Below are 17669 nucleotides of genomic sequence, written 5' to 3'. Positions count from 1 at the left end.
GGCGAGGACCTTACTGCATGAACCAGCCGTGGCTGACGACGAACGACTGGCCGGTGAGCGCGGCGCTCGGGAATGCCGACAGGAACAGCACCGTCTGCGCGACGTCCTGCACCGTCGTGAACACGCCGTCGACCGTGTTGCCGAGCATCACCTTCTTGATCACTTCCTCTTCGCTGATGCCGAGTTCCTTCGCCTGCTCCGGAATCTGCTTGTCGACCAGCGGCGTGCGCACGAAGCCCGGACACACCACGTGCGAGCGCACGTTGTGCTTCGCGCCTTCCTTCGCCAGCACGCGCGCAAGCCCGAGCAGCCCGTGCTTGGCCGTCACGTACGCCGACTTCAGCGGCGACGCTTCGTGCGAGTGCACCGAACCCATGTAGATCACGACGCCGCCGCGATCGTCCTTGTACATGTGCTTGAGCGCGGCCTTGGTCGTCAGGAATGCGCCGTCGACGTGGATCGCCTGCATCTTCTTCCAGTCCGAGAACGAATAGTTCTCGATCGGGTTGACGATCTGGATGCCCGCGTTCGACACGAGGATGTCGACCGAGCCGAACGCCTCGGCCACTTTGTCGATGCCGCTGTTCACGGCGTCTTCATTGGTCACGTCCATCGCGACGCCGATCGCCTTGCCGCCGGCCTTGTTGATCTCGTCGGCAACCGCATTCGCGCCGTCCTGGTTCAGGTCGGCGATCGCGACCGCCGCGCCCGCCTTCGCGAGCTCCAGTGCGATTTCCTTGCCGATGCCGCTTGCGGCGCCCGTGACGACTGCGGTCTTGCCATTCAGGTTGCTCATTTCGAATTTCCCGTGGTGAAAGGATTGACAGGGAGAAAGGACTGCGGACGTGGTACCGACGTTACTGAGCGAGGTAATCGTAGACGACTTCGCCGAGGCCGAGTGTCAAATCGGCGACGATATGGCGCGCTTCGACGATCTCGAGCACCGGCAGGTCGGCCACCGGCGCAAGCGCGTGCGGCGCCAGCTCGAGCGACGCGGGGCCTGTCCACGCCCCCTTCATCTTGATGTCCTGCATGTAGTAGCGCACCAGTTCGCACACGCGTGCGGTGCCGTCGACGTGCGGAATGATCTTCAGCAGGAAGTTCGGGCCGGCGAGGCGCTTCGTCTGCTCGTCGATGTCGAGTTCCTTGTGCTTGTAGCCCATCGTGCCGGTCGCGACGCGCACCTTGCCGTAGTCGAGCGTGCCGAGGAGGTGATCGGTGTTCACGTGCAGCGTCGGCGACGCGAGCTTCTTCGGGAAACCCCACAGCTCGCGGCCGCCGGCGATCGGCGGGTGATCGTCGAGATACATCGCGAGCGTATAGCCGCCGGCCTGGCCGTTGTATTCGACGGGAATCACCTGGCCGCTTTCGGTGTAATCGCCGAAGCCGGTGGAATCGGCCATCCGAATGAATTCGTAGTGCACGAGCGGCTCGGTGATCTGCAGCGGCTCGGGGACAATCTCGCGCAGACGATCCGGATCGGTGCGATACGTAATGATCAGAAACTCACGATCGACGAAACGGTACGGGCCCATCGGAAACGCGGGGCTGGTCAACGGCATCGCAAACGCTTTCGATCGGACATCGCTGGGTTTCATGCGGACTCCTTGTTGTTGATCGCTTCGTGGATGAGTGGTCGTAATCGTATGCCTGTGGGCCGCCGTTGTGCGATGCCGCATATGGAATTAATTGTTGCCGATTTCGAATTATTTGCCGCCTAAATGTTGAGGCGATCGGTACAAACGACGTGGATGGCGCCCGGCGCTCCAATGCTCTTGCCTCTCGATGACGGCACGATGTGAAACAGGTGAGCTTTTACGGGATGGGTGGTGAGCTTTTTCGGGAGACACTCGCGCGAGAGTGTGACAATTGTGTGAACTTGTGTTGCAGCGCGGGCTCTAAGTGCCTTCGCGCGCGGCGTACGGGCTTCGATCATTGATCGCCCGGCGCATTAAGCAACGCTTAAGCGAGTGAGCACTAGCATCGTTCGCATCCGACCGGCGCGCCCGGTCCAATCATCACGTCCCACGCAACCGGATTCATGCAGAACCTCAATCTCGCCCTGTTTACCGCCATCAACGCCGGCACTGCGCCGCATCCGGGCATGGCCCGCGTCGCGATCTTCGCCGCCGACTGGCTCGTCTATGCATTGCCGGTGATGCTGCTGCTGACGTGGATCTTCGGCGAGCGCCCGACTCGACGCCAGGCGATCGAAGCCGGCGTCGGCACTTGCGTGGCGCTCGTGCTCGCGCAGGTGATCGGGCATTTCTGGTTCTCGCCGCGGCCGTTCATGGCCGGCGTCGGCACGCAACTGATTCCGCATGCGCCCGACAGCTCGTTTCCGAGCGATCACATGACGTTCGCGTGGAGTCTCGCGGTCGGCATGCTGTTCGCCGGCACCACGCGGCTGACCGGCTACGTGATGATCACGATGGCCGCCGCGATTGCATGGGGGCGCGTGTATGCGGGCGTGCACTGGCCGTTCGACATGGTCGGCGGCGTGCTGGTCGGCACGGCCGGGGCGCTGGCCGCGCATCTGTATGGGCAGCGCGTGGTCGAATTGCTCGAGCGGATCGGCGATGTCGTGCACGCGGTGATGATGGGGCGCGAGCGCGCGCCGTAAGCGGGACAGCGACACGCGAGCGGTGCGGGCCGAACGCCGTCAGCCGGGCGTCCTGGCCGATTCGGCCGATGCCGACGTGCCACCGCCTGCTTCGTGCAGTTCAGGCGTTTCGCCCGGGTGCCGGGCGGCGTCGCGTTCGAGAGAACTTTCCTTCAGGATCGCGCACATCGCGACGAACAGCGCGAGCACGACGGCCGCCAGGCCGCAATAGCCGGCGATCTTCAGGTTGCGAAGGAAAGGCGAAGCGTGGCGTTCTTTTGTCATGACCGGGCGCTCCTCGGCGGGCTGCGGCGGCTGTCGCCCGACAGCGGCGTCGCAGACATAGATATATACCAGCCGCCCCGCCGATGCCAAGCCCGCCGCGCGGGCGCGCGTTCGCGTCAGTCTTCCAGCGTTTCATGCACGGCCGTCGCGCCGCGCTTCCAGTAAGCCGCCGCGCGAATGCGCGACTTGTCGACGCCGCGCTCGCCGGTCAGGTGCTGACGCACCGCGCGCATCGACTGCGCTTCACCCGCTGCCCACACGTAGCCGTCGCCGGAGGACGGCAGCGGCAGTTCGCGCACCGCGTTCAGCAGCACGTCGCCGTCCGCGGCGTCGCCTTCCGCGCGAAAGCGCCAGACTTCATGCACGTCGGCACGCGTATCGAACGCGATTTGCGCGGTGCGATCCGCGACTTCCAGCACGACGGCCGCGCGCGCACCGGTCGGCAATTGCTCGAGACGCCGCGCAACGGCCGGCAGCGCCGTATCGTCGCCGATCAGCAGATGCCAGTCGAAATCGATCGGTACCACGAACGAACCGCGCGGGCCGCCGATACCGAGCCATTGGCCGACGCGTGCCTGCGCCGCCCACTGCGATGCAGGGCCGGGATGGTTCAGCACGAATTCCAGATCGAGTTCGCAGGCGGCGCGGTTAAAGCGGCGCGGCGTGAAATCGCGCGCGACCGGCTTCGGTTCGCCTTCGGGAAACTCGGGGCCGTTCGCGCCGAGCGTCGGCATCGCCGGCCGTTCGGCGCCCGGCGCCGGGAAAAACACCTTCACGTGATCGTCGAACGACGACGATTCGAAATCGGCTAGGTCCGGGCCGCCGAGGGTGACGCGCAGCAGGTGCGGTGTGACTGCGTGCACGCGCACGACCTGCAGCAGGCGGAACTTGAGCGTATGGCGCACGCGGGTAACGGCGCGTTCGGATGGGTTCTGCATCAATCCGTTCTCCTTGGGTGTAGACGGGGCGGCGCGGGTTACGCGCCGGTGCCGCCTTCGATTTCGGCCGTCGCGCGGCGCATGATGGCCGCGATACGCCGCTGTTCGTCCGCGTTGGCGGCGCTCTTGTGGAGCAGCGCCCGCTTCAGCGCGAGGCGAGCCTCGACGAACTCCGGCAGCCAGCCGGGTTGAGTTTCGTCCTGGTTTTCGCTGGCCGCCGATTCGCCGGCGAACGCGCGACGCATGAATTCCATCTTGCGCGCGAGGTGCGTGAGGCGCGCGAACAGCGTATCGACGCGTTCGCGTTGCGCATCGAGATGCGCGCGACCGGCGTCGGTCAGCGCGTAGCGCTTGCGGTTGCCTTCCGCCTGCGACGCGACGAAACCGACTTCCTCGAGATAGGTCAGCGCCGGATACACCATGCCGGGGCTCGGGCTGTAGAAACCGTTCGAGCGCGTGTCGAGCGCTTTGATCAGTTCGTAGCCGTGGCTCGGCTGCTCGGCGACCAGCGCGAGCAGCAGCAGCTGGAGGTCGTCGGAGCTGAACTGGCGGCCGCGCGGCATGCCGTCGTCGCCGAAATCGCCAAAGCCGCCGCGTCCGCCGCGGCCACCGAACGGGCCGCCGCCGAATGGATCGTGGCCGCGCCGGTGGCGGCCGATTGCGTGCCAGAGGCCGGCGAACCAGTCAGGGCCGGCATGCGCACCATGACCGTCGCATCGGGCATGGCCGCGGGAGGGGTTGTGTCGCATGATCATGTCCTATATATCGTAAAACATATCTAAAGATATATATCGAAAGATAGGGTGTCAAGAGGGATTATTGGGGCCGAAGTGCGGTTGGGAGGCGGCGCGAATGGCAGCTGGTTTGCAGAACAAAGTCGTCCGCCGACGCATTCGCAGCGGAGTCGCTATAAGCGTCGCAGCGCCGAACGCGCAAGGCGGCCGCTCTTGTGCGAACCGTCGACCGGCATACGTTCAGCCGGGCTTCGTGGCGTGTGTGTTCGGGTGGCGATGCGGCTAGTCAACGGCGTGACGTCATTGAAGGTGGCGTTTATGGCCATTGCGCGCTGATGCACCGCCGCGACATACACCATCGTGCGTTTCGACAGCGAGAACTGGACGGCCGCCGGGAGCTGGTGCGCGTGCGCGTTGTCGAACGTGTCGTTGCCCTTCATGGATGTGTAGCTCACGTCGATCACCCACACCGGCGACGGATGCCACGCGGCGGCGGCTTCCGCCGACCACGCGCCCGCGCCGTTCCACGCGTTGCAAGTCGTGAAAAGCGCCTTCGCCGTGACCGTGCCGAGCGGATAGTGCGCGCCTGCGCCCGCCGGGCCATCGCCGCGATGCTTTCGATGATGTCTTGCGCACGCCGGCTGCTCGCCGGGCGTCAAACGATGTCGCCGACGACCCTATCCAAAGGTATATCGCCCTGCGTCCTCCGTATGAACGGCCGTAACGATGGTTTGATGGAGCCCGCGCGAGCGCCGGAATAAGCTTGAGGTGACGACCGGCGGGCAATCGCCGCGCCGATGTCTTCATTCCACTACAACGTCATGAGGTGATTTATGTCGCTCCGCTCACACGTGCTCGCCGCACTCGCCGTCGCTGTGTTCGCTTCGCCTGCGTTCGCGCAATCGAATGTTCAGGACTCCGCTTCAGGTGCACCGAGCCTCACCAAGGAACAGATCCGGGCACAAATGAAAGCGGAGCGGGCCGAAAACCGGGCCTTCTCGAAGAAAGTTTCGCAGGTCCTCTCCAGAACGAAGGGGCTCGACGGCAGCACGATCAGCGTCTTTGGACAGGCGCGTACCGGCAAGGTCATTCTGGCCGGCATGGTGATGGAGGAATCGCAGGATCAGATCGCGCAGGACGCCGCGGCGAAAGCCCCGGGCGTGCACGCGGTGACCAGCAAGTTGTCGGTGTACGAAGCGCACTGATCGATCGCGCAGCCGCCCATATCGCCACGCGGCAGCGCCGGCAAACGCGGTGGGATGGGATCGACACAGCCGAGCCGGCCCTGGCGTGACTCTTCGGCGTTCGTTGCGCATGCATCTAACATGCGTCGGCGAGCCGGCGGCCTGAACCGCAAGATATTGCGGCTCCATCCGCCGGCCCGTCGTGGACGACATCAGGCCGCGCTGGCCGTGTCGATCTTGCGGATGTCTTCGTCGTCGAGGCGTACGCGGATCGCGTCGCCGAGCGACGCGAGCTGTTCGAGCGACGTTGCGCTCGCGATCGGCGCGGTGATCGTCGGCCGCGCGATCTGCCACGCAAGCGCGATCGCGGCCGGTTGCGTGCCGTGCTTCGCCGACACATCGTCGAGGGCCGCGAGAATCCGCAGGCCACGCGCGTCGAGATAGCCGGCGACGCGATCGCCGCGCACGCTCTTCTTCAGGTCGGCTTCGCTGCGATACTTGCCCGACAGGAAACCGCTCGCGAGCGCGTAGTAATTGACGACGCCGAGCTTCAGGTCGCGCACGACCGGCTCGAGATCGCGTTCGTATTCCGCGCGGTCGATCAGGTTGTATTCCGGCTGGATCACCTGATACGCGGGCAGGCCATCGCGCTGGCTGATGTCGGCGGCCTCGCGCAGGCGCGCGCCGCTGTAGTTTGACGCGCCGATGATGCGCACCTTGCCCGCGTCGATCAGTGTCTGGTACGCAGCGAGCGTTTCTTCGAGCGGGGCCGTGTCGGCGAGATCGCGGTGCGAGAAGTACAGGTCGATGTAGTCGGTTTGGAGCCGGCGCAGCGAATCGTCGGCGGCCTTCAGGATGTTGTCCCTGGTCAGGCCGGCGCGCGCGCCGAGCAGGCCGACCTTGGTCGCGATCACGACCTGGTCGCGCTTGCCGGAACGCTTGAGCCACTTGCCGATGATCGTTTCGGATTCGCCGCCGCTGTTGCCGGGCACCCAGGCCGAATAGACGTCGGCCGTGTCGATGAAGTTGATGCCGGTGTCGGCGAGCGCGTCGAGCAGCGCAAACGATGCGTTCTCGTCGACGGTCCAGCCGAAGACGTTGCCACCGAACGCGAGCGGGGAAACCTGGATGTCCGACGTGCCGAGGGTGCGTAGTGCCATGTTGCTCTCCGTAATCTGCGGGTGAGGGGATCGAACGATTGGATCAGCCGAGATGAATGCGACGGGACGGCGCAGGAGAAAGCACGTTCGCCGTTGTCGCGGGACGCTCGAACATTCTCGCTGATCGACCGGAATCGTGCAGCGCATACGCGGCTGTCAACACGGAGGACTTGCGGCGGATCGCGGATGGATCGTCCGCTACGTGGATGATCCGTACGGCTGCATTCGATCGGGAACCGAATTTTGTGGTGGCCGGCCGCGGCAGGAGTAGCGACGTGCCGTGCTGCCGGACTGCGCCGGAGCAGAACGAACAACGGGCGGCAAGGTGCCGCCCGTGCTCGGTTGACGATCGATCCGGCGCGTTAGCGCAACTGCACGGCCGCCAGGAACAGCACCATGCTGCCGATCGCGCCATCGAGCACGCGCCACGCGACGGCCTTGCGGAACCACGGCGCCAGAAGTCGCGCACCGTATCCGAGCCCCAGGAACCACACGATGCTGACCGACATCGCGCCGATCGCGAACGGAAGCCGTGCGCCTTCCGGCTCGCGCGCGCCGGCCGTGCCGATCAGCAGGAACGTATCGAGATACACGTGCGGGTTGAGCCACGTGAACGCGAGCGTCATCAGCACGATCGCGGCCGCGCTCTGCGGCGGCGGCGCGACGGCGTCGCCCCGCACGTCGAGCGTTTCGTGTCCGGGCTTGAATGCGCGGCGCAGCGCGTTGAAGCCGAACCAGGCGAGATACGCGAGGCCGACGTACAGCACGACATGGACGAAGGTCGGATAGCGCTCGACGAGCACCGACGCGCCGCCGACGCCCGCGCCGATCAGGATCATGTCGGACAGCGCGCAGAGCAGCACGATCTTGCCGACATGCGAGCGCATGATGCCTTGCCGAAGCACGAACGCGTTCTGCGCGCCGATGGTGACGATGAGCGATCCGCACAGGGCGGCGCCGTGGGAAAAAGCGATCCAGTTCATGATGGGGAGCGGTGAGACAGTAGACGGGTGAATCGGTTAGCGCTAGTCTGCGGGCAGCCGGAACATAAGAGAAGCTAATTCACCTAATGCGGATTAAGGAAATCTAATGCTCGACTACGCGTTGCTCGACGCCCTCGCTGCGGTGATCCGGCACGGTTCGTTCGAACGGGCGGCCAAGGAGCTGAACGTGACGCCGTCGGCGGTATCGCAGCGCGTGAAGCTGCTGGAGGAGCGCGTCGGCAGCGTGCTCGTGAAGCGCGGACAACCTTGCGTCGCGACGACGTCGGGCGCGCTGCTGTGCCGCCATACGGAGCGTGTGCAATTGCTCGAGGCGGAGCTGGGCGGCCGGATGCCGGCGTTGCCGGGCCAGATCGCGAGCGCGTGGCCGACGTTGCGCGTGGCCGTCAACGACGACAGCGTTGCGACCTGGTTCATCGACGCGGTCGGGCCATTCTGCACCGAGCGCGAAACCTTGCTCGACCTCGTGATCGACGACCAGGACTACACGGCCGCGCGCATTCGCGACGGCAGCGTGCAGGGCGCGGTGACCGCGCAGGCCGAGCCGATCCAGGGATGCCGCTCGACCCGGCTCGGGCGCATCCGCTATCGCGCGGTGTGTTCGCCGGCGTTTCATGATCGCTATTTTGCGGCGGGCATCACGCGCGACGCGCTGCGACGCGCGCCGTGCGTGATGTTCAACCCGAAGGACGGCTTGCAGGCGCGCTTTATCCGGCGCGTGACGCGCGCGGATCTCGATCCGCCGCAACACTGGATTCCGCACGTGGCGGGTTACCTGCGTGCATGCGAAACGGGGCTAGGATGGGGAATGTGTCCGGACCGGATGGTCGATCGCCAGCTGGCGGCGGGCGAACTGGTCGACATGTCGCGCGGGCGGACCGTCGACATCGACCTTTACTGGCAGAGCTGGCGCCTGTCGATCGGCTGGCTCGACGATTTCAGCGCGGCGCTCAAGGCGCGCGCCGCGCTGTTTCTCGACTGATCGGGGCGAAAGAGGCGGAAGATGCGGGCTGCGGCGCGCAGGTCACGCGCCGCGCGGGATCACACGTGATGCAGGCCGTCGAAGTCGACGATCTGCACGAGGCGACCGTGCATTTCGATCAGGCCGCGCTTCTGGAACTTCGACAGCGTGCGGCTGACCGTTTCGAGCGTCATGCCGAGGTAGCTGCCGATGTCTTCGCGTGTCATCCGCAGGTTGAATTCCGACGGCGAGTAACCGCGCTTCAGATAGCGCGACGACACGTCGAGCAGGAACGCGGCGACGCGCTCTTCGGCGTTCAGCGAACCGAGCAGCATGGTTTGCGACGTTTCGCGCACGATCTGCTCGCTCATCAGCTTGTGCATGCGCAGCTGCATCGTGCCGGCTTCCGAGCACAGCGACTTGAGCGCGCTGTACGGAATCACGCATACCGAGCTATCTTCCAGCGCGACCGCGGTGCGCGGGTGGGTATCGTCGCAGATGCCGTCGAGGCCGAGCGCTTCGCCCGCGAGGTGCAGGCCGGTGACTTGTTCGCGGCCATCGTGGCGCGTGGCGACGGTTTTCAGCGAACCCGAGCGCACCGCGTACAGGTTGTCGAACGCGTCGCCTTCGCGGAACAGCGCTTCGCCGCGCTTGACCGGGCGTGCCGCGCAGATGACCGATTCGAGGCGGCTGAGCGCTTCGGGTGCGAGACCCTGCGGCATGCACAGGTGCCGCATCGCACACGACGAGCAGTGCGGGGCCTGACGGGGAGCCCAGTTGCCTGCATGGGACGGGGCGGCGGGGCGTGTGGCGACGGGCGTCAGCATGATCGTTTACTCCGGCGTTGAATCGACGAAATCATTGTCCCACCGCAAGTTGCTGCTGTCGGGTGACAAAACGTCGCGACCGCGCGCGCATGCCGCAGGGCGTCGTCGCAGCATGCGACTGCACGCATGCCGTGCGCCTGCGTGCCGCGATCCGATGCGCCGCGCTGCGTCGCCGACGCCTGTCAGCCTTCCTGATCGTCCGTATGCGCAGCGGCCGGGATCAGCAGCACGGGCAGCGTCGCATGGCGCACGCATTGTTCGGCGATGCTGCCGAGCACGAGACGACGGAACCCGCGACGGCCATGCGTGCCGAGCACCAGCAGATCGGCGCCGAATGCCTTCGCACCATCGAGGATCAGTGTCGACACGTCGTTGAGCGACGACGCTTCGTTCATCAGCGTCTGTCCCTTCACGCCGGCCGCCTGCATCAGCTTGGCGAAATCCGCCGCGAGCGCCTTGCCATGCTCGACGAGCTGGTCGCGCAGCACGGACGGATCGTAGCCCGGCACGTTGTAGTAGATCGCGGCGTTCTCGACGACGTAGAGCGGCTGCAGTTCGGCACCGTGCTCCTTCGCGAGCGCGAGCGCGGCATCGAACGCGTGGCGCGACGTGTCGCTGCCATCGATGGCAACCAGAATGCGCTTGTACATAGTGTCTCCGTGTGGCGTGTTGAGCGGAAGTCGGCCGAACGGCCAGATGGCCCCATGCTGCTGCGAGGCAGGGTAAACCAACGGCACGGACTTTGCAGCGACGTGCCATTGCAGCGCTTTTGCCAATGCAGCGGCGCGCGCCGATCGCGAGCCATGCGCGCGTGCATGCAACGCCGCGTGAAAGGTGCGCGAACGGTGCGGCGGGCTCGCGCCATTGAACCGCATCCGCGTCGCGACCACGTGACTTCGATCAACGTCGATGCATCGACATCGCGAGGCCTCACGTGCCGCACCGGCCCCGCGGCTGATATCGATACCCGCGCCGATACCGGCGATCGCGCGCCTGCGCACCGAACGATCAACCGGCGCGCAAGCGCGCGCGCCGATCCGCCGGCACCGGCTTTCGGCGCCGCCTCGATCCGCCGAGCGAACGATCGATTCAAGCGCCACGCGCTACCGCGGCACCGCGGTAATCTCGATCACCCGTTCCGGCCGGCGTCCGTGGCCGGGCCCGTACGCGCTGCCGTACATCCGGTGAACCGGGCCGAACAGTGCGTCGGCCCGTTGCGGTGACGGCGCGTCGAACCCTTTCTCGATCACCATGTAACCGGCCCGCAGCGCGAACGCCGGATGATTGCCGCCCGGCCGGCTGTCGAAGCCGGCGAAGCCGTCGCTGGCTTCGGGCACTGCGTTGACGAGCGACGCGTTGCTGCGCGTGATCTGGTCGGGCGAGAACGCGCGGCCGCTCGCGAGACGCGCGGCCTCGCGCTGCTTGCCGTCGGTGTCGACGGTGCTGTCGTGCGTGTCGTCGTTGTCGAGTTCGACACTCCGCGGATGCGCGGCGTGCGCGTGAGCTGACGTTTCCATCACGGCTCTCCTGACGGCGAAGCGCTCCGGATCCAAGCAAGTCCCGTTCCGGGCACGACGGGAAAATGGCGCGCGCGGCGATCGCCGTGGTCGTACGACGCGCGCTGATTTGTCATGATTTATTTCAGCTAGAACACCCGTTTTCTACAGAGTATGATTCTTTTCCTGCGAAGCGGCGACAGGGGATGCAGTCTCGCCGCCTCTGCCCGCACCGGGGGCCCGCAGCTCCCTTGAAGACGGGTAGTGAACAACAAACAAGGGACTAGAGGTGGCGGATTCATGCAAGCGACTACTGCCTTCACGCACCGCGGTTATCTGTTGAACTGCGCGCCCGCGCGCGCCACTGACGGATCGTTCAAGCCCTACGTCGTGATCTCCCGATCGAGCGACGGGGAACTCGTCGCGAACCGTTTTTTTCCGACCGAGCTCCAGTTCAACGACGAAGGCGACGCGATCGCGCACGCGCGCGACTGGGCCGTGCGCTGGATCGACGCGAGCAGCATCACGATCTGATGCCGTCTCGCGGCAGGAGCATCGGCCGTCAGGCCGATCCCCCGGCGTGCCGCCGCCGGACGAAAACGCGGTAATCTTGTCGAACCCGTCACTTTATTCGCGGCCGTGCGTTCGAGCGCGGCTGCCTGCATTGCCTTATGTCGACATCACCCGCCCGTCAGTGGGGCCTCGAAGAAATCGTTGCCGGCTTGCGCGAGTCGCGCGAGGAACTCCATCGCACGCGCCATCCGCGCGGCATCCGCGAGCTGCCGTCGCGCGATGCGATCTGCAAGATCGTTACCGGCTTGCGCGCGTCGATGTTTCCGACGCACTACGGCGCGCCGGACCTCACCGACGAAAGCGTCGACTACTACGTCGGCCACACGCTCGAAAGCACGCTGCGGATCCTGTCCGAACAGATTCGCCGCGCGCTGCCGTTCCTGCCCGAGCACATCGATACGCCGTTCGCCGAGCTCGACGAACGCGCGTTCGAGATCGCCCGAGAGTTCGGCCGGCAGCTGCCGGCGATCCGCGCGCTGCTGGTAAGCGACATCCAGGCTGCGTATGCGGGCGATCCGGCCGCGCAGCACATCACCGAGATCCTGCTGTGCTATCCCGGCGTGTTCGCGATGATGCACCATCGGCTCGCGCACGCGTTGCACCAGCTCGGCGTGCCGCTGCTCGCACGATTCATCAATGAAATCGCGCATTCGGCCACCGGCATCGACATCCACCCGGGCGCGCAGATCGGCCCGAGCTTCTTCATCGACCACGGCACCGGTGTCGTGATCGGCGAAACGGCGATCATCGGGGAGCGCGTGCGCGTGTACCAGGCCGTGACGCTCGGCGCGAAGAGTTTCCCGGCCGATGGCGAAGGCGCGCTGGTCAAGGGCAACGCACGGCATCCGATCGTCGAGGACGACGTGGTGATCTACGCGGGCGCGACGATTCTCGGCCGTGTGACGATCGGGCGCGGGTCGGTGATCGGCGGCAACGTGTGGCTCACGCACAGCGTGCCGCCCGGCACGAGCGTCGCACAGGGCAAGGTCCGCGAAGGCGGCAGCGCCGAGAAGCCGTAACGTGGTGCACGAACGGCGCGGGGCGTCGTTCGCGTTATTCGATCGAAGGTGGCGGCGGGGCGGTTGTCGCGCAGCGATAGGGCGACATTGCGTCGGACGCAGTGCCGCCCGATACCCGCACCCCGACGCACCCAGGCGGCGCACCACTTCGGCACATCCCAACCCGTCAGTGCTTGCCGCCCGGCGAGCGATGCTTGTACAGCACGTCCTGGTCGACACGAATCAGGTTCTGCCCTGCATCGACGACGAAATCCACGCCGTTGTAAGCGCTGCCCGTCAGCAGCAGGATCGCGCCCGCGACGTCGTCGGGGCCGGCGATGCGCGCGAGCGGCGTCGATGCACGGCTCGCGTGTTCGAAGTCGGCCTGCGTCTGGTCGTCGCTCGGCAGCATCAAGCCGGGGAACACCGCATTCACGCGCAGCACCGGCGACGACGACAGCGCCAGCATCTGCGTGAGATTGCCGAGCGCGGCCTTCGCCACCGTGTAGCTGAAATGGTCGCGATGGAAGTTTTCCTTGATCTTCTGATCGACGACGTTGACGACGACGCCTTGCGTGCCGGCCGCGCGCGCCCGTTCGTAGAACGCGCGGGTGAGCAGGATCGGCGCGCGGCAGTTGACGGCCCACGCCTGGTCGAACGCCGCGAGGTCGAAGCTCGGGAAGTGGTCCTGCCAGAACACCGACGCGTTGTTGACCAGCACGTCGAGGCGGCCGAAGCGCGCATACACCTGGTCGATCAGCGCGGTGATTTGCGCGGCATCCGACAGGTCGGCCTGCAGTGCGACCGAATCGTGCCCGCGTTCGGCGATCGTGCGGGCTGCCGCGTGCGCGGCGTCGGCCGAGCGATCGTAGTGGATCGCGGTGCGATACCCGTGCGCGGCGAAATACTCGGCGAACGCGCGCCCGGCCCGGCGCGCGGCGCCGGTCACGAGTACGACCGGCGCGTTTGCCGTTTGCTTCGTGGACTGCATTACGTATTCGTCAGGTTGACTGAAGAAGGATTCGCGACGATCGACAGGAATTCGCGCCGCGTCGACGGATCGGTGCGGAACGTGCCGAGCATGCGCGACGTGACCATTTCGACGCCCGGCTTGTGTATGCCGCGCGTCGAAATGCACTGGTGCGCGGCTTCGAGGATCACGCCGACGCCCTTCGGCTGGAGCACGTCGAACAGCGTGTCCGCGATCTGCACGGTCATCTTTTCCTGGATCTGCAGGCGCTTCGCGAACGCGTCGACGAGGCGCGCGAGCTTCGAGATGCCGACGACGCGATGGTTCGGCAGATACGCGACGTGCGCGCGGCCGATGATCGGCACCATGTGGTGTTCACAGTAGCTCTCGAAGCGGATGTCCTTCAGCACGATCATCTCGTCGTAGCCGTCGACCTCGCTGAACGTGCGCGCGAGGATGTCGCGCGGCTCCAGCGCATAGCCGGCGAAGAACTCTTCATAGGCCCGCACGACGCGTGCGGGCGTGTCCAGCAGCCCTTCGCGGGCGGGATCGTCGCCGGCCCAGCGCAGCAGCACGCGAACGGCATCCTCGGCTTCTTCCCGGCTCGGCCGGGAGGCGGCCGGCTCGGGCGGTGCGGTTTTCTTATCCTTACCCATCTAGTGGCTCCATCGAATGCGGCCGCCAGCGGCGGCGCGGATATCCGGGCATTGTTTCATGCTTTCGCGGCTCGTGCGTGCGGCCTGCCGCGCCTCTGCCGCCCACCTGCCGCCCGCCGCTCTGCTTTCGTCACTTCGGCCATTCGTCCTGTTCGTCGTTGAACAGCGACGCGACGACGCCGCGCAGCCACGCGGTGCGCGGATCGTTGTGGAACTTGCGATGCCAGTGCTGCTTCAGGTCGAAGCGCGGCAGCGGCAACGGCGGCTCGACCGGCACGATGAACGCGTGCTCGGCCGCATACGCATAGCCGATTGCATGCGGCACCGTCGCGATCAGGTCGGTGCGGCTCAGGATGAACGGCAGGCTCATGAAGTGCGGCGTCTCCAGCACCGCGCGGCGCTGCATGCGCTGTTTCGCGAGGTATTTCTCGAGCACCTCCTGGCTGCGCCCCTCGGCGCGCACCACCGCGTGTCCGCACGACAGGAACTGCTCGGCCGTGAACGGACGCGCCTGTTCGAGCGGATGGCCGCGCCGCATCAGGCAGACGAACCGGTGCGTGAACAGTCGCTGCTGAAAGAAGTTGTTGCCGTCGAGATCGGGGAAGTAGCCGACCGCGAGATCGATCGAGCCGGCTTCGAGCCCGCGGCCGACTTCGTCGTGCGCGAGCGAGACCGAGCGCAGGTTCGCATGCGGCGCCAGCGTCGCGAACGCCTGCAGCAGCTTCGGCAGGAACACGATCTCGCCGACGTCCGACAGTGCAATCGCGAACGTATGCGTGCTCGCCGCCGGATCGAAGTCGTGCGGCGCGACGAGGCCGCGCTCGATCTGCGCGAGCGCGTCGCGTGCGGCCGGCAGCAGCGCGAGCGCGCGCGGCGTCGGCTCCATCCCGCGCGACGTGCGCACGAACAGCGGGTCGCCGAAATAGTCGCGCAGGCGGCCGAGCGCCGTGCTCACGCGCGGCTGGCTCACGCCGAGCAGGTCGCCGGCGCGGCTGACGTTGCGCGTGTCGTCGAGCGCGACGAGGTAGGGAATCAGGTTCAGATCGAGCGGGTCCATCGCGGGGGGCAGTATCTTGGAAACGTATACAACATATCTCCTGAATCGCATTGCCGCATAGTCGGGAAAGCGCTCAAATGTGTTCGACGATTCGAATTAATGTTCAGGAGACGAACAATGCGCACCCAGGTCGCCATCATCGGCGCCGGCCCGGCCGGCCTTTTGCTTTCCCATCTGCTGCGCCTGCAAGGCGTCGATGCCATCCTCGTCGAGGCGCGTTCGCGCGAATACTGCGAGAACCGCATCCGCGCCGGCGTGCTGGAACAGGGCACCGTCGACACGCTGAACGAAGCCGGCCTCGGCGAGCGGATGCGCCGCGAAGGGCTCGAGCATCACGGGATCGAGCTGCTGTTCTCCGGCCAGCGCCATCGCATCGATCTGAGCGGCCTCACGGGCGGGCGCGCGATCACCGTCTACAGCCAGCACGAAGTCGTGCGCGACCTGATCGCGGCCGGCGACGCGCATGGCCATCAGATGCACTTCGAAGTCAGCGACGTCGCGCTGCACGATGTCGAAAGCGAGCGCCCGTTCGTCACGTTCAAGCACGCGGACGGCCGCGCGGACCGCATCGACTGCGACTACATCGCCGGCTGCGACGGCTTTCACGGGATTGCGCGCCAGACGATTCCGGCCGAGCGGCTGAACACGTTCGAGCGCGTCTATCCGTTCGCCTGGCTCGGCATCCTCGCCGATGCGGCGCCGTCGCTCGACGAGCTCGTCTATGCGCATCACGACAATGGCTTCGCGCTGTTCTCGATGCGCTCGCCGACGGTCACGCGCCTCTATCTGCAGTGCAAGCCCGACGAAAATCTCGCCGAATGGTCCGACGCGCGAATCTGGGACGAGCTGCACACTCGCTTCTCGAACGACACCGGCTGGACGCCGACCGAGGGCCGCATCACGCAGAAGAGCGTGACGCCGATGCGCAGCTTCGTGTCGGAGACGATGCAGCACGGCCGCCTGTTCCTGGCCGGCGACGCTGCGCACATCGTGCCGCCCACCGGCGCGAAGGGGATGAACCTCGCGGTGGCCGACGTCCGCGCGCTGTCCCGCGCGCTCGGCGCCCGTTACCGCAACGGCGATGCGACGCCGCTCGAGCGCTATTCGGCGACCTGCCTCGAACGCGTGTGGCGCGCCGAGCATTTCTCTTACTTCATGACGAACATGCTGCATTCGTCGCCGGAGGATTCGCCGTTCGTCAATCGCCTGAAGTTTGCCGAATTGAAATATGTGACGCGCTCGCGAGCCGCCGCGCAGTCGCTGGCCGAAAACTACGTCGGCCTGCCGTTCGACGACCAGACGACCCCCGAGGCATCCCGCCTTGACAACGCGCTGTGCACGACTCTATGATCGGCCATCGTTCGCTAATCGAATCTAGGTTCGAATAGCGAACAAAGCCGAAGGTCGACGAAGGCCTCCGGCGCGGCACGCGACACGCGCGTGTCCCCTCGACAGGCCGCGCATCGTGCCGCGGGTTCGTATCAGGAAGAGACATGGTCAACAAGATTTTCGAATCGCTTCAATCGGCGGTCGCGGACGTCCACGACGGCGCGACCATCATGATCGGCGGCTTCGGCACGGCAGGCATGCCGTCCGAACTGATCGACGCGCTGATCGAGCAGGGCGCGCGCGGCCTGACGATCGTCAACAACAACGCGGGTAACGGCGAGACCGGCCTCGCGGCGCTGCTCAAGGCGAAGCGGGTGAGCAAGATCATCTGTTCGTTCCCGCGCCAGAGCGACTCGCAGGTGTTCGACGCGCTGTATCGCGCGGGCGAAATCGAGCTGGAACTCGTGCCGCAGGGCAACCTCGCGGAGCGGATTCGCGCAGCGGGCGCCGGCATCGGCGGCTTCTTCACGCCGACCGGCTTCGGCACGAAGCTCGCGGAAGGCAAGGAAACGCGCGTGATCGACGGCAAGTCGTATGTGTTCGAGACGCCGATCCATGCCGATTTCGCGCTGGTGAAGGCATACAAGGGCGACCGCTGGGGCAACCTGGTCTATCGCAAGACCGCGCGCAACTTCGGGCCGATCATGGCCAGCGCCGCGAAGGTCGCGATCGTGCAGGTGTCGGAAGTCGTGCCGCTCGGCGCGCTGAACCCGGAACACATCGTGACGCCGGGCATTTTCGTGCAGCGCGTCGTCGAAGTGCCGCAGGCCGCGCATGCGGTCGAGCTGGCCGCCGAACGTGCCGCGTCGCAAGCCGCCTGACTGTCCTGAGGAAACCG

General features: G+C 66.1%; 20 protein-coding genes and 1 pseudogene. 7 read left to right on the top strand and 14 right to left on the bottom strand.

The genetic code is table 11. The features are described 5' to 3' along the window. Window positions 1-10: 10 nt before the first annotated feature. Both C7H84_RS32775 and C7H84_RS32770 read right to left on the bottom strand, forming a co-directional pair. A complete protein-coding gene (locus tag C7H84_RS32775) occupies window positions 11-796 on the bottom strand; it encodes a 3-hydroxybutyrate dehydrogenase (protein WP_121862697.1) in 786 nt (261 codons plus the stop codon). Between the two features lie 61 nt (window positions 797-857). Next, the gene (locus tag C7H84_RS32770) at window positions 858-1598 is read right to left on the bottom strand and encodes an acetoacetate decarboxylase (RefSeq protein ID WP_121862696.1); all 741 of its coding nucleotides are present in this window, start codon (window positions 1596-1598) and stop codon (window positions 858-860) included. 443 nt (window positions 1599-2041) lie between these two features. Between C7H84_RS32770 and C7H84_RS32765 the strand changes: the two genes are divergently transcribed. After that, window positions 2042-2623, top strand: a complete 582-nt coding sequence (locus C7H84_RS32765; protein WP_121862695.1) for an undecaprenyl-diphosphatase — start codon at window positions 2042-2044, stop codon at window positions 2621-2623. A 39-nt stretch (window positions 2624-2662) separates the two neighbouring features. On the opposite strand, the gene C7H84_RS32760 is transcribed toward C7H84_RS32765, so the two are convergent. The 4 genes and pseudogenes from C7H84_RS32760 to C7H84_RS37700 form a co-directional block, all read right to left on the bottom strand. Further along, complete coding sequence (locus C7H84_RS32760; protein ID WP_121862694.1) at window positions 2663-2887, bottom strand: hypothetical protein; 225 nt, start codon at window positions 2885-2887, stop codon at window positions 2663-2665. 116 nt (window positions 2888-3003) lie between these two features. Next, on the bottom strand, window positions 3004-3825 hold the full coding sequence (locus C7H84_RS32755; RefSeq protein WP_121862693.1) for a siderophore-interacting protein: 822 nt from the start codon (window positions 3823-3825) through the stop codon (window positions 3004-3006). A 38-nt stretch (window positions 3826-3863) separates the two neighbouring features. Further along, complete coding sequence (locus tag C7H84_RS32750) at window positions 3864-4574, bottom strand: PadR family transcriptional regulator (protein ID WP_121862753.1); 711 nt, start codon at window positions 4572-4574, stop codon at window positions 3864-3866. 311 nt (window positions 4575-4885) lie between these two features. Continuing rightward, window positions 4886-5152 (bottom strand): annotated as a pseudogene (locus C7H84_RS37700) (porin); the annotation flags it as partial. A 240-nt stretch (window positions 5153-5392) separates the two neighbouring features. On the opposite strand from C7H84_RS37700, the gene C7H84_RS32740 reads away from it, so the two are divergent. Next, complete coding sequence (locus tag C7H84_RS32740; protein ID WP_121862692.1) at window positions 5393-5764, top strand: BON domain-containing protein; 372 nt, start codon at window positions 5393-5395, stop codon at window positions 5762-5764. A gap of 191 nt (window positions 5765-5955) precedes the next feature. On the opposite strand, the gene C7H84_RS32735 is transcribed toward C7H84_RS32740, so the two are convergent. Beyond that, window positions 5956-6903: an aldo/keto reductase gene (locus C7H84_RS32735; RefSeq protein ID WP_121862691.1), complete on the bottom strand. Its 948-nt coding sequence runs from the start codon at window positions 6901-6903 to the stop codon at window positions 5956-5958. Between the two features lie 362 nt (window positions 6904-7265). After that, a complete protein-coding gene (locus C7H84_RS32730) occupies window positions 7266-7886 on the bottom strand; it encodes a LysE/ArgO family amino acid transporter (protein ID WP_121862690.1) in 621 nt (206 codons plus the stop codon). A gap of 106 nt (window positions 7887-7992) precedes the next feature. Here C7H84_RS32730 and C7H84_RS32725 point away from each other — a divergent pair, with 106 nt between their 5' ends. Continuing rightward, window positions 7993-8886: a LysR family transcriptional regulator ArgP gene (locus C7H84_RS32725; RefSeq protein ID WP_121862689.1), complete on the top strand. Its 894-nt coding sequence runs from the start codon at window positions 7993-7995 to the stop codon at window positions 8884-8886. 59 nt (window positions 8887-8945) lie between these two features. On the opposite strand, the gene fnr is transcribed toward C7H84_RS32725, so the two are convergent. The 3 genes from fnr to C7H84_RS32710 form a co-directional block, all read right to left on the bottom strand. Beyond that, window positions 8946-9692 carry a fumarate/nitrate reduction transcriptional regulator Fnr gene (gene fnr / locus C7H84_RS32720; RefSeq protein ID WP_121862688.1) on the bottom strand — a complete coding sequence of 249 codons (747 nt, stop codon included), beginning with the start codon at window positions 9690-9692 and terminating at the stop codon, window positions 8946-8948. A 182-nt stretch (window positions 9693-9874) separates the two neighbouring features. Next, the gene (locus C7H84_RS32715) at window positions 9875-10342 is read right to left on the bottom strand and encodes a universal stress protein (RefSeq protein WP_121862687.1); all 468 of its coding nucleotides are present in this window, start codon (window positions 10340-10342) and stop codon (window positions 9875-9877) included. A gap of 453 nt (window positions 10343-10795) precedes the next feature. Continuing rightward, window positions 10796-11209, bottom strand: coding sequence for a DUF3005 domain-containing protein (locus C7H84_RS32710; RefSeq protein WP_121862686.1), 414 nt, complete (start codon window positions 11207-11209; stop codon window positions 10796-10798). 279 nt (window positions 11210-11488) lie between these two features. On the opposite strand from C7H84_RS32710, the gene C7H84_RS32705 reads away from it, so the two are divergent. Together C7H84_RS32705 and epsC are read left to right on the top strand one after the other, a co-directional pair. Then, on the top strand, window positions 11489-11722 hold the full coding sequence (locus C7H84_RS32705) for a hypothetical protein (RefSeq protein ID WP_121862685.1): 234 nt from the start codon (window positions 11489-11491) through the stop codon (window positions 11720-11722). 137 nt (window positions 11723-11859) lie between these two features. Then, window positions 11860-12780, top strand: coding sequence for a serine O-acetyltransferase EpsC (gene epsC / locus C7H84_RS32700; protein WP_121862684.1), 921 nt, complete (start codon window positions 11860-11862; stop codon window positions 12778-12780). A 166-nt stretch (window positions 12781-12946) separates the two neighbouring features. Here the strand turns inward: epsC and C7H84_RS32695 are convergent, their stop codons facing one another. From C7H84_RS32695 to C7H84_RS32685, 3 genes are all read right to left on the bottom strand, one after another. After that, window positions 12947-13750, bottom strand: coding sequence for an SDR family oxidoreductase (locus tag C7H84_RS32695; RefSeq protein WP_121862683.1), 804 nt, complete (start codon window positions 13748-13750; stop codon window positions 12947-12949). Beyond that, window positions 13750-14385 (bottom strand): GTP cyclohydrolase I FolE, encoded by a 636-nt coding sequence (gene folE, locus C7H84_RS32690; protein ID WP_121862682.1) that lies wholly within the window; start codon window positions 14383-14385, stop codon window positions 13750-13752. The genes C7H84_RS32695 and folE overlap by 1 nt, the downstream gene beginning before the upstream one ends. 130 nt (window positions 14386-14515) lie before the next feature. Further along, the gene (locus tag C7H84_RS32685) at window positions 14516-15442 is read right to left on the bottom strand and encodes a LysR family transcriptional regulator (protein ID WP_121862681.1); all 927 of its coding nucleotides are present in this window, start codon (window positions 15440-15442) and stop codon (window positions 14516-14518) included. A gap of 117 nt (window positions 15443-15559) precedes the next feature. Here C7H84_RS32685 and pobA point away from each other — a divergent pair, with 117 nt between their 5' ends. Next, window positions 15560-16792, top strand: a complete 1233-nt coding sequence (gene pobA, locus C7H84_RS32680) for a 4-hydroxybenzoate 3-monooxygenase (protein ID WP_121862680.1) — start codon at window positions 15560-15562, stop codon at window positions 16790-16792. A gap of 143 nt (window positions 16793-16935) precedes the next feature. Beyond that, the gene (locus C7H84_RS32675; RefSeq protein ID WP_121862679.1) at window positions 16936-17652 is read left to right on the top strand and encodes a 3-oxoacid CoA-transferase subunit A; all 717 of its coding nucleotides are present in this window, start codon (window positions 16936-16938) and stop codon (window positions 17650-17652) included. Window positions 17653-17669: the final 17 nt, after the last annotated feature.

This window comes from Burkholderia sp. Nafp2/4-1b (genome assembly GCF_003635165.1).
Taxonomy (GTDB): Bacteria; Pseudomonadota; Gammaproteobacteria; order Burkholderiales; family Burkholderiaceae; genus Burkholderia.
This window is presented reverse-complemented; position numbering and strand designations above follow the sequence as displayed.